This is a genomic window from Rubrivirga sp. S365 (genome assembly GCF_032248475.1).
GTDB lineage: Bacteria > Bacteroidota > Rhodothermia > Rhodothermales > Rubricoccaceae > Rubrivirga > Rubrivirga litoralis.
The window spans coordinates 1,856,647-1,870,676 of sequence record NZ_JAVTTN010000001.1 but is presented as its reverse complement, the minus strand read 5'-3'; the positions used below and the strand labels follow the sequence as shown (position 1 = coordinate 1,870,676).

12 protein-coding genes are annotated in these 14,030 nt (G+C 73.8%); 5 read left to right on the top strand and 7 right to left on the bottom strand.

Annotated features, from left to right (window positions below):
* Positions 1-66: 66 nt before the first annotated feature.
* The 6 genes from RQM47_RS08095 to speA form a co-directional block, all read right to left on the bottom strand.
* Positions 67-489, bottom strand: coding sequence for a hypothetical protein (locus tag RQM47_RS08095; RefSeq protein ID WP_311662292.1), 423 nt, complete (start codon positions 487-489; stop codon positions 67-69).
* Positions 486-1,334: a 3-hydroxybutyryl-CoA dehydrogenase gene (locus RQM47_RS08090; protein WP_314008396.1), complete on the bottom strand. Its 849-nt coding sequence runs from the start codon at positions 1,332-1,334 to the stop codon at positions 486-488. Before RQM47_RS08090 ends, RQM47_RS08095 begins: the two co-directional genes overlap by 4 nt.
* Positions 1,335-1,417: 83 nt before the next feature.
* Positions 1,418-2,593 carry a thiolase family protein gene (locus tag RQM47_RS08085; protein WP_314008393.1) on the bottom strand — a complete coding sequence of 392 codons (1,176 nt, stop codon included), beginning with the start codon at positions 2,591-2,593 and terminating at the stop codon, positions 1,418-1,420.
* 298 nt (positions 2,594-2,891) lie between these two features.
* Entirely contained in the window at positions 2,892-3,983 is a 1,092-nt protein-coding gene (locus tag RQM47_RS08080) for an agmatine deiminase family protein (protein ID WP_314009435.1), read from the bottom strand.
* 148 nt (positions 3,984-4,131) lie between these two features.
* On the bottom strand, positions 4,132-5,025 hold the full coding sequence (locus tag RQM47_RS08075) for a carbon-nitrogen hydrolase (protein ID WP_314008390.1): 894 nt from the start codon (positions 5,023-5,025) through the stop codon (positions 4,132-4,134).
* Positions 5,026-5,126: 101 nt separating this feature from the next.
* Positions 5,127-7,115 (bottom strand): biosynthetic arginine decarboxylase, encoded by a 1,989-nt coding sequence (gene speA / locus RQM47_RS08070; protein ID WP_314008387.1) that lies wholly within the window; start codon positions 7,113-7,115, stop codon positions 5,127-5,129.
* 315 nt (positions 7,116-7,430) lie between these two features.
* Between speA and RQM47_RS08065 the strand changes: the two genes are divergently transcribed.
* The 3 genes from RQM47_RS08065 (at position 7,431) to RQM47_RS08055 (ending at position 10,608) form a co-directional block, all read left to right on the top strand.
* Positions 7,431-8,423 (top strand): deoxyhypusine synthase family protein, encoded by a 993-nt coding sequence (locus tag RQM47_RS08065; protein ID WP_311662286.1) that lies wholly within the window; start codon positions 7,431-7,433, stop codon positions 8,421-8,423.
* A 150-nt stretch (positions 8,424-8,573) separates the two neighbouring features.
* Entirely contained in the window at positions 8,574-9,602 is a 1,029-nt protein-coding gene (locus RQM47_RS08060; RefSeq protein ID WP_314008384.1) for an N-acetylmuramoyl-L-alanine amidase, read from the top strand.
* Positions 9,577-10,608 (top strand): rod shape-determining protein, encoded by a 1,032-nt coding sequence (locus tag RQM47_RS08055; RefSeq protein WP_311662284.1) that lies wholly within the window; start codon positions 9,577-9,579, stop codon positions 10,606-10,608. Before RQM47_RS08060 ends, RQM47_RS08055 begins: the two co-directional genes overlap by 26 nt.
* 224 nt (positions 10,609-10,832) lie before the next feature.
* Here RQM47_RS08055 and RQM47_RS08050 read toward each other — a convergent pair whose 3' ends face one another.
* A complete protein-coding gene (locus tag RQM47_RS08050) occupies positions 10,833-11,330 on the bottom strand; it encodes a hypothetical protein (protein WP_314008381.1) in 498 nt (165 codons plus the stop codon).
* 278 nt (positions 11,331-11,608) lie between these two features.
* Between RQM47_RS08050 and RQM47_RS08045 the strand changes: the two genes are divergently transcribed.
* Together RQM47_RS08045 and RQM47_RS08040 are read left to right on the top strand one after the other, a co-directional pair.
* Positions 11,609-12,940, top strand: coding sequence for an inositol-3-phosphate synthase (locus RQM47_RS08045; protein ID WP_314008378.1), 1,332 nt, complete (start codon positions 11,609-11,611; stop codon positions 12,938-12,940).
* On the top strand, positions 12,937-13,728 hold the full coding sequence (locus RQM47_RS08040) for an NTP transferase domain-containing protein (RefSeq protein WP_311662281.1): 792 nt from the start codon (positions 12,937-12,939) through the stop codon (positions 13,726-13,728). Before RQM47_RS08045 ends, RQM47_RS08040 begins: the two co-directional genes overlap by 4 nt.
* Positions 13,729-14,030 lie beyond the last annotated feature (302 nt).

Genomic DNA, 14,030 nt, shown 5'->3' with positions numbered 1-14,030 from the left:
CCGCCCGTGTGCCCGGGCGGGGCGGAACTGACCCCCGCGTCCGCCCTGGCCGCGCGAGCGGGGCGGCTAGCGCGACGTGAGGAGCACCAGGCCGACCGCGCACGCCGCCACGCCGGCCCACTGCCGCACCGTCAGCACCTCGCCAAAGGCCAGCAGCCCGATCGCCACGAGCACCGCCGCGACGGCCGCGTTGACGCCCAGCGAGGCCGTCGAGATCGGCCACCCCGCCCGGTAGGCCAGGAGGTAGCCCGCCTCGACGCCGAGCGCGCCCAGCCCGATCCCCGCCGCCTGGCGCCACGCCACGCGCACGCCGCCGGCCACGTCCGCCCCGCCCCAGACCACGACGCCCGCGCACACGGCCGCGCCGACGGCGTACGCCAGCCCGACCACGACGAACAGCGACGCCCGGTCCGGGACCGACTTCTGGGCGATGTGGTAGACGACGGCCCCGGCCACGGCGAGCGCCAGCGGGAGCGGGGTGGCCGTCACGCGGCGTAGTCGTAGAAGCCGCGGCCCGACTTCCGCCCGAGCCGAGCCGCCGTCACCATCTTGCGCAGCAGCGGGCACGGCCGGTACTTGTCCTCGCCCAGCTCGCGGTGCAGGACCTCCATGATGGAGAGGCACACGTCGAGGCCGATAAAGTCGGCCAGCGTGAGCGGCCCCATCGGGTGCGCCATGCCCAGCTTCATGACGGTGTCCACGGCCTCGGGCGTCGCCACGCCCTCCTGGACGCAGAAGATGGCCTCGTTGATCATCGGCATGAGCACGCGGTTCGAGACGAACCCGGCCGCGTCGTTGACCTCGACCGGCGTCTTCCCCAGGCTCTCGGCCAGCGTCTGCACCGTCTCGTACGTCTCGTCCGACGTCGCCAGCCCGCGCACGACCTCGACGAGCTTCATGACGGGGACCGGATTGAAAAAGTGCATCCCGATCACTTGCTCCGGCCGGTCGGTCGCCGCGGCGATCTGGGTGATCGAGATGGACGACGTGTTCGAGGCGAGGATCGCCGTGGGCGGGGCGGCGTCGTCGAGCTGGTCGAAGATGCGGGCCTTGAGTTCGGCGTTCTCCGTCGCCGCCTCGACCACGAGGTCGGCGTTTGCCACGCCCTTGACGAGGTCGGTCTCGGCCTTCAGGCGGTCGAGCGTCGCGGCCTGGTCCTCGGCCGTGATCCGCTCCTTGGCGACCATCCGCCCGAGGTTCTTGTCGATCGTGGCGCGGGCGGCGCCCAGCCGGTCGTGGTCGAGGTCGACGAGCGTGACGTCGTGGCCGGCCTGGGCGAACACGTGGGCGATGCCGTTGCCCATCGTGCCGGCGCCGATAACGGAGAGGTTCATGGTGTGGGGGGACTGGGACTACAAGGGACTGGGGACTGGAAGGGTGCTCGGACTGGGCTCCCCCAGTCCCTGGTCACCAGTCCCTAGTCCCGCTCCAGGATCATCGCCGTCGCCTCCCCGCCCCCGATGCAGATGGCGGCGAGGCCGCGCTTGGCGTCGGTCTCCTTCATGGCGTGGAGGAGCGTGGTCAGGATGCGGGCGCCCGACGCGCCGATGGGGTGGCCGACGGCGACCGACCCGCCCCGCACGTTGAGCTTCTCGTCCGGGATGTCGAGCGCGTCCTGGGCCGCGAGCGCCACGACGGCGAACGCCTCGTTGACCTCGAACAGGTCGATGTCGTCCATCGTGAGTCCGGCCCGGTCGAGCACCTTGCGGACGGCCTCGATGGGCGCCGTCGTGAACTCCATCGGCGCCTGGCTGTGCTGGGCCGACGCCACGATGCGCGCGAGCGGGGTGGCGCCGTTCGCCTCGGCCCACTCGGACGAGGCGACGACGAGCGCGGCGGCGCCGTCGTTGATCGTGCTCGCGTTGGCGGCCGTGACCGTGCCCTCCTCGGAGAACACGGGCCGGAGCGACGGGATCTTGTCGAAGTTGGTCCGCGCCGGCTCCTCGTCCGTGTCGACCACCGTGTCGCCCTTGCGGCCCTTGACGGTCACCGGCACGATCTCCTGGGCGAACGCCCCATTCTCCGTCGACGCCTGGGCGCGGCGGTAGCTCTCGACCGAGAACGCGTCCTGGCGGTCGCGCGGGACGTTGCAGGTCACCCCGCACTGGTCGGCCGCGACGCCCATCGCCACGCCGTCGTAGGCGTCGCGGAGGCCGTCGTGGAACAGGCCGTCGACGAGCTTGCCGTCGCCGTAGCCGTAGCCGTAGCGGGCCTTGGGGAGGTAGAACGGGACTTGGCTCATGTTCTCCATGCCGCCCGCGACGACGACCTCAGCGTCACCGGCGCGGATGGCCTGGTCGGCCAGCATGACCGCCTTCATCCCGCTCCCGCACACCTTGTTGATGGTCATGCACGCGACGGACTGCGGGAGCCCGGCGCCGAGCGCCGCCTGCCGCGCGGGCGCCTGCCCCTCGCCGGCCGTGACCACGTTGCCCAGGATGACCTCCTGGACCTGGTCCTTGTCCACCCCGCCCCGCTCCAGGGCGCCGGTGATGGCGGCGGCACCGAGGTCGGGGGCCGAGACGGTCGAGAGCGCGCCGCCGAACGAGCCGACGGGCGTGCGGGCGGCGGAGAGGATGACGGACTGGGGCATCGGACGGCGGGGCTAGAGGGCGGGACGGAAGCGTTTCCGACAAGCTATCCCGCCGCCCCGCCCAACGGTTGACGGACGGGTGAAAGCAGCGGGCAGCGGGCAGCGGGCGCAAGATGCGCCACCCCGCCCATGCCGCGGGCGGGGTGGCTGTCGTATGGGGCGACCGGCGGTCGCCCGTGGGCGGGGCGGGCACGCTGGCGGGGCGGATTCGTAGGGACACCACGCGTGGTGTCCGCATCTGCGGGCAGTGGCCACCCCGCCCGCGCCGTGGGGCGGGGCGACACCGGACGCCCCTCCCCTACCGCCCCGCCGGCACGTCCTGGCTGAGGCAGTGGCACGCACCCAGGCCCCACACGAGGTCCCGCGCCGGGATGCGCGCGACCGGCCGGTCGAGGACGCGCTCCAGGACCGCCGCCGCCCGGTCGTCCTCGGGCACGCCGAACGACGGCATGAGCGTGGCCGCGTTGGCCACGAGGAAGTTGGCGTAGCTCGCCGGCAGCCGCTCGGCCGCCCCGCCCCCGGGCGCCCCGCTCTCGGGCGTGTGGAAGAGCGCCGGCGGCATGGGCAGCTCGACGATTTCCAGGCCGCGCCCGTCCCGCCCGCGCCACGCCTTGAGGCGCGCGAGGTTCTCGGCGAGCGGCTCGTGGTTGGCGTCGTCCGGGTCCGGCTCGACGGCCGTCACGACGGTCCGCTCGCCCACGAACCGCGTCATGTCGTCGACGTGGCCGTCCGTGTCGTCGCCGGCGATCCCGTCGCCCAGCCAGACCGTCTCGGTCACGCCCAGGCCGTCGAACAGGAGCCGCTCGATGTCGGCCTTGCCGAGCCCCGGGTTCCGGTTCGGGTTGAGCAGGCAGCTCTCGGTCGTGAGCGCGAGGCCCGCGCCGTTGACTTCGACCGACCCGCCCTCCAACACCACAGGGAAGGCGACGCGCTCGGCGTCGTAGGCGGCCGCCATCGCCGCGGGGACGGTGTTGTTCCGCTCGGTCCGGTCGTACTTGCCGCCCCAGGCGTTGAACACCCAGTCGGTCGCAATCCGCCGCCCCGCCCCGTCGCGCACGAAGAGGGCGCCGTAGTCGCGGACCCACTCGTCGTCGGTCGGCACGACGCGGAGGCGGACCGGCGTGCCGTGGCCGCTCGCCACCCCGCCCGCGCGGAGCCGGTCGGCCACGGTTGCCGCGTGGTCGTCCGAGAGCACGCACACGTTGACCGCCTCGCCGTGCCGGAGCGCGTCGATCATGGCGACGTAGGCCGGCTCGACGGCCTCGGCGAGCACGACACCGGGCCACGTGTCCTGGCAGTGCGGCCACGTCAGCCACGTCGCCTCGTGGCGGTCCCATTCGGCGGGGCGGCGGTACCCGAGGGCGCCGGGCGTGGGCGGGGTGGGGGTCATAGACACGTCAGGGGTACGGGGTACGGGGTACCGGGTACGGCCTGAGGCCGCCCCGCCCGCCGCATGGGCGGGGCGGGGCGGGCCGTCCGTACCGGCGGCGTTCGGTGCGGGCGGGGCGGCGTACCTCGTACCCGGTACCTCGTCCCCCTCACCGCCCGTAGCGCTCGGTGACGCCGCCGTAGGCGTCGACGCGGCGGTCGCGGAGGAACGGCCACCCGTGGCGCTGGTCGCCGATGGCGCCGAGGTCGGCCTCGACCACGAGCACGCCCTCCTCGTCCTGCCCGAGTTGGCCCAGGACGCGGCCGTCCGGCCCGGCGACGAACGACGAGCCCCAGAACTCGATGCCCCGCCCCGCCCGCTCCGCGTCCGGGTCGTCGAGCGTGACCGGCTCGAAGCCCGTCCGGTTGACGGCGACCACGTAGACGCCGTTGGCGATGGCGTGGGCGCGCTGAGCGGTGATCCACGCCTCGCGCTGCGCCTCGCCGTGCTCGTCCTTTTCGCCCGGATGCCAACCAATCGCGGTCGGATAGAAAAGAATCTCGGCGCCCTGGAGCGCCGTGAGCCGCGCGGCCTCGGGGTACCACTGGTCCCAGCAGACGAGCACGCCGAGGTCGCCCTTCGAGGTCTCCCAGTTCAAAAACCCCAGGTCGCCCGGCGTGAAGTAGTATTTCTCGTAATACAGAGGATCGTCCGGGATGTGCATCTTCCGGTACTTGCCCTGGTAGCCGCGCGGCCCGTCGATCACGGCCGCCGTGTTGTGGTAGAGCCCGCGCGCGCGCCGCTCGAACAGGCTCGCCACGACGACGACATCGAGCTCGGCCGCGAGCGGCTCCAGCGCCTCGGTCGTCGGCCCGGGCACGGGCTCGGCCCAGGCGAACGGCTCCGGGCTCTCGGTCTTGCAGAAGTACGGCGAGAGGAACAGCTCGGGCAGGCACACGACGCCGGCGCCCCGCCCGGCCGCCTCGCGCACGAGGTCCTGGGCGCGGGCGAGGTTGGCGTCGCGGTCCGTCGTCATCGACATCTGGACCAGGCCGATCTTCAAGGGGTCAGGCAAAACGGGTAAAGAGTGAGGAGTGACGGGTGACGGGCAGGAGGAGGACGGGCGGGGCGGCGAAGGGCCTTTTGCCCTTTACTCGTTACCCGTCACCCGTCGCTCGCATCGAGGTACGTCGAGGCGTCGAACAGGGCGCGGTAGTCGGCGAGGATGGCCTGGGCCTGCTTCGGGCGGACCACCCCGCCCTTCGTCTTCTCGCGGAGCAACGCCTGCACGCGCGTCTGGAGCTCGGACGGGAAGTACTGGACGCGGGCCAGCATCTGCTCGACCGTCGTGCCCGGCAGCGTCTCCTCGACGTAGTAGCCCGAGGGCTCCGTCTCGTCGAGGTAGACGTGGGCCTCGGCGACGCCGCCGAACAGGTTGTGCGCGTCGCCCAGGATGTCCTGGTAGGCGCCGACGAGGAACACGCCGAGCCGGTACGGCCGCCCCGCCCCGCCCTCGCCCCCGATGTCGTGGACTTCGAGCGCGTGCTTGTCGCCCTCAGGCGAGACGAACCGGGCCACCTCGCCGTCCGAGTCGCACGTGATGTCGACGAGCCGCGCGCGCCGCGTCGGCCGCTCGTCGAGCCGCGCGATGGGGACGATGGGGAAGCGCTGGCCCAGCGCCCAGTGGTCCATGAGCGACTGGAAGACGGAGAAGTCGCAGAGCACCTGGTCGGCGAGCGCGTCGCCCAGCGCCTCCAGCTCGGGCGGGGTCCAGTCCGGGTCCGCCGCCTCGACGCGGGCGTGGACGGCCCGGCAGACGGTCCAGTACAGGCGCTCGGCGAGCGCCATCGGCCCGATGTCGAGGTAGCCGTACTGGAACAGGGCCTCGGCCTTTTCGCGGGCCTCGGTCGCGTCGTGGACGACCTCCAGGAGCTCGCCCAGCCCGACCGCCCCGCCCGCCGACGCCCGGAGCGCGTCGAGGTCGCGGACGACCGGGTGGGCGTCGGCCGGGAGCGCGAAGTCGTCGGCGACGCCCGGCTTCTCGGTCTGCTCGAGCGCGTCCACCACCAAGACCGAGTGGTGCGCCGTGACCGCGCGGCCGTTCTCGCTCACGAGGTGGGGCGGGGCCACGCCCTCGGCCTCGCACACCTCGCCCACCGCGTAGACGATGGCGTTGGCGTACTCCTGCATCGAGTAGTCGACGCCGCCCCGCCCCGCCCCCAGCGGGAGCGCCTCGTAGTTCACGCCGAGCCCGCCGCCCACGTCGAGGTACGGGATCTCGAGGCCGCGCTTCGTGAGGTGGGCGTAGACGCGCGTGATCTCGCGGACGGCCGTCTTGAGCGCGCCCACGTCGCCGATCTGGCTGCCCACGTGGAAGTGGAGGAGCCGGAGCGCGTCGGCGCGGCCCGTCGCCAGCAGGCGGTCGGCGACGTCGACGACCTCGGGGAGCGAGACGCCGAACTTCGAGAGCGTCCCGCCCGACTTCGTCCACGGCCCCGGGGCCACGGCCGAGAGCTTGACGCGGAGCCCAAACCGGGCCGGCTGCCCGGCCGCCTCGGCGAGCGCGAGGAACTGGTCGAGCTCGGCCGTCTTCTCGACGATCGGGAGCACGCGCCGGCCCAGCCGCTGGAACGTCAGGATGAGCCCGAGCATGGCCGCGTCCTTGTATCCGTTGACCAGGCACAGCGTGTCGTCGGACTCGAGCCGCGGGAGCGTGGCCACGAGCTCGGTCTTCGACCCGCACTCGAGCCCGAACCCGTACGGCCGCCCCGCCTCGACGATCTCGTCGACCACCTCGCGGAGCTGGTTCACCTTGACCGGGTAGACGCCCGTGTAGGCGCCGCCGTAGCCGGCCTCGGCGATCGCCGCCTGGAACGCTTCGTTGAGCTGGCGCACACGCGTGTCGAGCAAATCCTGGAACCGGACGACAGCCGGGAGCCGCAGCCCGCCGGCGACCACCTCGTCGACGACGGCGGCCAGATCGATCTCGCCCTCGCGCCGCGGGTCCGGCCGGCAGACGACGTGGCCGGCGTCGTTGACCCCGAAGTACCCCTCGCCCCAGGCGCCCATGTGGTACAGGCCGACGGCGTCGGCGGGCGCCCACGCGGCCTCGGGCGGGGCGGTCTCGGAAACGGTCGGGGCGTCGATCTGCAACGGCGGGCGGGGCGGGGTGACGGGGCGCTCGGACGCGAGCGGGGCGGGGCGGTTCGGGCGGGGGCACCGCCCCGCCCGAGTCGGGAACGAGGCGCGCGTGGGGCGGTGGGAATGCACCCCCCGTTTGTGCGCCGGGAGCGAGGCGACCTGCCGGAAAGCGGGGGGTGAGCTCGGGCGGGGCGGCGCAGGCTACAGGAGCGGGCGGGGCGGCCTGGAGAGCCGGCGAAAAAGCTACGACGGCGGACCGCCCGCGCTCCCGTGAACGTCCCGAGGCCACCGTCCGCATCTCCCCGACCACCCCGCCCCGCCCGAGCCGTGTCCGACCGCCCCGTCTCCGACTTCCTCCGCCACCACTACCGCCACTTCAACGCCGCCGCGCTCGTCGACGCCGCCGAGGCGTACCGCGCCCACGTCGACGGCGGCGGGCGGATGCTCGTCGCCCTCGCCGGCGCCATGTCGACGGCCGAGATCGGGCTCTCGCTCGCGGACATGATCCGCCGCGGGCACGTCCACATCGTCTCGTGCACGGGCGCGAACCTCGAAGAGGACCTGTTCAACCTCGTCGCGCACGACCACTACGAGCGCCTCCCGAACTGGCGCGACCTCACGCCGGCCGACGAGCAGGCGCTCCTGGAGCGCGGCATGAACCGCGTGACCGACACGTGCATCCCCGAGGAGGAGGCGTTCCGCCGCATCGAGGCCGCGCTCGTCGACGAGTGGCGCGGGGCCGAGGAGCGAGGCGAGCGTCTGTTCCCGCACGAGGTGCTCTACCGGATCATCCGCTCGGGCCGTCTGGAGGAGTTCTACCAGATCGACCCCAAAGACAGCTGGCTCGTGGCCGCCGCCGAGGCCGACCTGCCGATCGTGACGCCGGGCTGGGAGGACTCGACGACGGGCAACATCTTCGCCGCGCACGTCCTGGCCGGCGACGTCAAGAGCCCGCACACCGTCAAGCACGGGGTCGAGTTCATGACGTGGCTGGCCAACTGGTACACGGCCAACGCCGACGGCGCGGGCATCGGCTTTTTCCAGATCGGCGGCGGCATCGCCGGCGACTTCCCGATCTGCGTGGTCCCCATGCTGGAGCAGGACCTCGACCGGCGGACGCCGCTGTGGGCCTACTTCTGCCAGATCTCGGACTCGACCACGAGCTACGGGTCGTACTCGGGCGCCGTCCCCAACGAGAAGATCACGTGGGGCAAGCTCGGCCCGGACACGCCGCGCTTCATCGTCGAGTCGGACGCGACGATCGTGGCGCCGCTCATTTTCCAGTACGTGCTCGAACGGTCGGAGCGGGGCGGCGCCTGAGCGGGCGGGGCGGCCGGGTTTGTGCGCCCACCCCACCCCACCCCGCCCCGCCCAGAGCGCCCGCCCGCCCGCACCCCGTCCGCCCGGAGCCCACCCCGCCCGGGCGGGGCGGCGTAGACTGCGGGGACGGTCCCCCCGCCCCGTGCACTCATGGCTCAGGCCCCGCCCGGGCGCCGCCCCGGCAAACAGGCCATCCTCCGCGAGGTCTACGAGACCAACCGGACCGGCACGCCGCCGCCCCGCCGGCGCCGCCCCGCCCCCACGCCGCCGCCGCCCGAGCGGGGCGGGGCGGGGCGGGCGTGGGTGGCCGTCGCCGCGGCGCTCGCCGTCGCGCTCGCCGCCGTGGGGGCGTGGGCGCTCGCGCGGCCCGAGCCCGCCCCGCCCTCGCCCCCCGCCGCGGACGCGGGCGCGCTGGAGGACCCCGCCCCGCCCCGCCCCGCCGGCTCGGGCGGCGTGGCCGACGTGCTGGGCCTCGACGTGCGGACGATCGTGGTCGACCCCGGCCACGGGGGCTACGACCCCGGCGCCGTCGGCCCGGGACGGCTGGAGGAGAAGGCCGTCACGCTCGACGTGGCCCGGCGGCTCCGCGACCGGCTCGAGCGGGGCGGCGACTACCGCGTGCTCCTGACGCGCGACGACGACCGCGCCGTGTCGCTGGCCGAGCGCGTCGCGTTCGCTGACCAAGCCGGTGCCGACCTCTACGTCTCGGTCCACGTCAATGCGCTGCCCGACCCGGCGCTGGCGCCGGTCGAGACGTACTACTTCGGCGTCGAGGCCGACTCGGCGGCGCGGGCGCTGGCGCGGGCCGGCAACGCGGGCGGCGGGTTCTCGGTCGCCGAGTTCAACGCGGCCGTGCGCCGAGCGGGCATGGCCGTCAAGCTCCAGGAGTCGCGGGCGCTCGCCGAGTCGGTGCAGCGGGCGCTCGTGGACCAGGGCGGCCTCGTGTCGCGGGCCGACTGGGGCGCCAAGCCGGCCCCGTTCGCCGTGCTCCTGCACACCGAGGCGCCGGCGATCCTGGCCGAGATCACGGCGCTCAGCAACCCCGCCGAGGAGGACCGCCTGCGCACGGCGGCCTACCGCGACGCGATCGCCGCCGCGCTCGAAGCGGGCGTCCTCACGTACCTTCAGGGCTCCCCCCCACCCGCCGCCGCCGATGCCCCCCGCGAAGAAGACCGATAAGACCTCCGCCCCGCTCCACGTGGGCATCGACCTGGGCACGTCGCGGAGCGCGGCGGCCGCCTCGAACGAGAAGACGACGTGGGTCGAGAGCTACGTCGGCTGGCCCAAGGACTTCGTCTCCCGCAAGATGCTCGGGAAAGAGGTCCTCTACGGCGCGGACGCCGTCCGCCACCGGATGTCGCTCGACCTCGTGCGCCCGCTCGAGGGCGGGGTGATCCGCGAGGGCTCCGAGCGCGACCACGAGGCCGTGCGCGAGCTGATTCGCCACCTGCTCGAAGCCGTCCAGACCGAGGACGACCAGCCTGTCCGCGCTGCGATCGGCGTGCCGGCCGAGGCGCTCCACGCGAGCAAGGCGGCCGTCCGCGACGTCGTCGGCGACCTGGCCGAGGCGCTCATGATCGTGTCCGAGCCGTTCGCCGTCGCCTACGGGATCGACGCGCTCGACGGCGCCATGATCGTCGACATCGGCGCCGGCACGGCCGACCTGTGCGTCATGCACGGGACGATGCCGACCGAGGAGGACCAGCGGACGCTCACGCTGGCCGGCGACGCCATCGACCGCCAGCTCGCGCGGCGCCTCAGCGAGCGGTACCCGTCCGTCCGCTTTGGCGAGACCACGCTCCGCCAGGTCAAGGAGGCCTCGGCGTTCGTCGGCGAGCCCGAGGGCAAGGTCTCGGCGCGCGGCGCCGACGCCTCCACGCTCGGCGACTACGACGTGACGGACGACCTCCGGGCCTCGTGCGAGAGCATCGTCCCGGCCCTCGTCGAGGCGGCCGCCGACCTCCTCTCGCGCTACGAGCCCGACTTCCAGGAGACCGTCCGCAAGAACGTGTACCTCGCCGGCGGCGGGGGCCAGATCCGCGGGCTCGCCGAGATGCTCGAAGCCGAGCTCGCCAAGACCGGCCCCGCCCGCGTCCGCACCGTCGACGACCCGCTCTACAGCGGCGCCCAGGGCGCGCTCGCGCTCGCGCAGGACATGCCGGCCGAGTACTGGGAGGACCTGTAGCCGGGGGATGAGGGAGGGATCGGGGATGGAGGGACGGGCAGACAAACGCTCGTCCCTCCGTTCGTTTTCGCCCGTCGCCGCCGCTCCCTCGTCTCGGTTCTGACACGGAATCGCTGAGTTTGCAAGGCATTCGCCACCCCGCCCGTGTCCCCGCCCCTCACCCAGAGGAAGAGGGCGGGGTGGGCGTGTCGCAACTACTCGGCAACCGGGTGTCAGCGCCGCCACTACGCCGGCAGGTCTGCCACGGCGACGGCGTGGGCGAACGCCTCGGCCCGCGCCCGGTCGCCCCGCCCGACGCCGAACGAGACGGCGCCGCGGGGCCGGCCCGGGAGGTCGCGGAGGCCGCCCCGCTCCATCGGCGTCAGCCGGAGCGTGCCGCCCCAGCGCCCCGGCTCCCACCGGACGTCAAGCACGTCGTCCAGCGAGTAGACGCGCCGCCGCACCGGCAGCCGGAGCCCGCCGAACAGCGGGTGCGGCAACTCCACGCCGAGCCGGTGCGCGCCCGCTGCCGTCCGGTGGAGCGACAGCGTCCCCGCCACGGACAGCGCGCCGTCCCCCAACCCGCCCAGCGTGACGGGCACGTCGGCCAGGCGGACGCCTGGGAAGGCCGCGTCCACGACGGGCGGGGCGGCCAGCTCGCGCCAGACCAGCCGCAGGAACGCGACACTAGACGGCACGAGGGGCGGGGCGGCGAGACGCACCGGGAGCGGAGCCTTGGCCATGGGGCGGGGCGGCGGTTCGGGGCGCCCGTACGGCGCTCGGAGAAGCGGGTTACGCCGGGGCCGCCCCGCCCTCGATCTCGGCCCGCCCCGCCCGTGCGGGAATCGTCCGTTTAGAAGCCGGGGTCTGCCCGTGAACGTTTCGGGCCGAGCGGGGCGGACGGCGCTCCCACCCCGCCCCCGGCGGCGCGGGGCGGGCGCCCGCGGCGGAGAGGGCGGGGCGGCTCACGGCACCGGCCGTAGCTTCGCGGGCAGGCAATCTCCCCCTCCACCCCGCTCTCATGGCTCACCACGCCGTCACCCCGCACGAAGGAAAGCTCCTCGTGCTCACGCCCGGCCTCGGCGCCGTGGCCACCACCTTCGTCGCCGGCGTCGAGATGGTGCGGCAGGGGGCGGGGCAGCCCTTCGGGTCGCTCTCGCAGATGCAGACGATCCGGCTGGGCGCGCGGTCCGAGAACCGGACGCCGCTCATCCGCGACTTTTGCGACATCGCCCCGCTCGGCGACCTGGAGTTCGGGGCGTGGGACGTCCACGCGGCCGACGCCTACGACGCGGCGCTCCACGCCGGCGTGATCGACAAGCACGAGCTGGCGCCCATGGAGGGTTTCCTGCGGACGGTGAAGCCGATGGAGGCCGCCTTCGACCAGCAGTACGTCCGCCGCCTCGACGGCCCGAACGTGAAGCCGAAGGGGACCAAGAAGGAGTGGGCCGAGGCGCTCCGCGCCGACATCCGCCGGCGGCTCGACGAGACCGGCGCCGCGCGCGCCGTCATGGTGTGGTGCGGGTCGACGGAGGTGTACCTCCGCCCCGCCCCGTGCCACGAGACGGTCGAGGCGTTCGAGAAGGGGCTCGCGGACGACGATCCGGCCATCTCGCCGTCCCAGCTCTACGCCTACGCCGCCATCATGGAGGGCGTCCCGTACGCGAACGGCGCCCCCAACCTCTCGGCGGACGTGCCGGCCCTGGAGCAGCTGGCCGAGGAGAAGGGCGTCCCGCTCGCGGGCAAGGACTTCAAGACGGGCCAGACGCTCATGAAGACGATCCTGGCCCCGGGCATGAAGGCCCGGATGCTCGGCGTCAACGGCTGGTTCTCGACCAACATCCTGGGCAACCGCGACGGCGAGATCCTCGACGACGCCGACAGCTTCCGCGCCAAGGAGGTGACGAAGACGGGCGTGCTCGACTCCATCCTCCAGCCCGACGTCTACCCCGACCTCTACAAAGACCTCTACCACAAAGTCCGCATCAACTACTACCCGCCGCGGGGCGACGAGAAGGAGGGCTGGGACAACATCGACATCTTCGGCTGGCTGGGCTACAAGATGCAGATCAAGGTCGACTTCCTGTGCCGCGACTCGATCCTGGCGGCGCCCATCGTGCTCGACCTCGCGCTCTTCCTCGACCTGGCCTCGCGGGCGGGGCGGTCGGGCGTCCAGGAGTGGCTCTCGTTCTACTTTAAGAGCCCGCACGTCGAGGTCGGCCACGTGCCCGAGCACGACCTGTTCATCCAGCACGTCCGACTCAAGAACACGCTCCGCGTGATGATGGGCGAGGAGCCGCTCACGCACCTCTCGGAAAACGACGAGATCTACGAGAACGCGGACGCCTCGTGAGCGCCGCCGGCCACCCCGCCCCGGCGGGCACGGGCGGGGCGGGGCGGGAGCCCGCAGGGCGGGCGGGGCTCGTCCTCGCCGCCGGGTTCGGCTCGCGCCTCGCCGGCGTCGACGCGGGCACGGCGCTCAAGCCGCTCACGCCGGTCGCCGGCGTCCCGCTCGCCGCGCGGACGCTCCGCGGCCTCGAACGGGCGGGGTGCGCCCGAGCCGTCGTGGTCCTGGGGTTCGAGCCGGACGAGGTGCGCGCAGGCGTCGAGGCGGCCTACGACGGGCCGCTGGAGCTGGCGTTCGTGGTCAACGAGCGGTACGCCGACTCGAACGGCGTCTCGGTCCTGGCCGCGCGGCCGCACCTCGACGGCCCGTTCGTGCTCACGATGGCCGACCACGTCGTGGGCGACGAGGTGTGGGACCTCGTGCGCGACCACCGCCCCGCCCCGGACGGCGCGACGCTGCTCGTGGACTACAAGCTGGAGACGGTCTTCGACATGGACGACGCGACCAAGGTGCAGACGGCGAACGGCCGCGTCGTGGCGATCGGGAAGGAGCTGGAGGCGTTCGACGCCGTCGACACGGGCGTCTTCGTGTGCACGGACGCCCTCCCGGACGCGCTCGCCGCCGTCGACCGCGAGCGGGGCGACGCCGCGCTCTCCGACGGCGTCCGCCGCCTGGCCGAGCGGGGCCGGATGGCGGCGCTCGACGTGGGCGACGGGTTCTGGCAGGACGTGGACACGCCGGCCATGCTGGCGCACGCCGAGCGCCGCCTCGGCGAGCGGGGCGGGGCGGCGTAGCGACCACCCCGCCCCCGCTGCCGACGTGCGGTGGCGGGTCTGGCTGCTCCCACGGCGGGCGGCCGCTCAGACGGGCGGGGCGGCCGGACGAGGCTGGGGTCACAGGGCTGGGGCCGTCCAAGACCGCCCCGCCCGCCCCAGACACGACGCGTCGTGTCCCTATGGTGCTACGCGGGCGGGGCGGCCTCGGGCGGGGCGGCGGTCGTCCCTACGACACACGGCGGGGTGGCCGGAACTTTTCGCGGCGCCCGCCCCATCCCCCATCCCCCATCCCCCATCCCCCATCCCCCATCCCCCATCCC

Coding starts and splice junctions, on each gene's coding strand:
- RQM47_RS08080 (WP_314009435.1), bottom strand. CDS start 3,983: ATGACCCCCACCCCGCCCACGCCCGGCGCCCTCGGGTACCGCCGCCCC.
- RQM47_RS08090 (WP_314008396.1), bottom strand. CDS start 1,334: ATGAACCTCTCCGTTATCGGCGCCGGCACGATGGGCAACGGCATCGCC.
- RQM47_RS08045 (WP_314008378.1), top strand. CDS start 11,609: ATGGCTCACCACGCCGTCACCCCGCACGAAGGAAAGCTCCTCGTGCTC.
- RQM47_RS08050 (WP_314008381.1), bottom strand. CDS start 11,330: ATGGCCAAGGCTCCGCTCCCGGTGCGTCTCGCCGCCCCGCCCCTCGTG.
- RQM47_RS08060 (WP_314008384.1), top strand. CDS start 8,574: ATGGCTCAGGCCCCGCCCGGGCGCCGCCCCGGCAAACAGGCCATCCTC.
- RQM47_RS08085 (WP_314008393.1), bottom strand. CDS start 2,593: ATGCCCCAGTCCGTCATCCTCTCCGCCGCCCGCACGCCCGTCGGCTCG.
- RQM47_RS08055 (WP_311662284.1), top strand. CDS start 9,577: ATGCCCCCCGCGAAGAAGACCGATAAGACCTCCGCCCCGCTCCACGTG.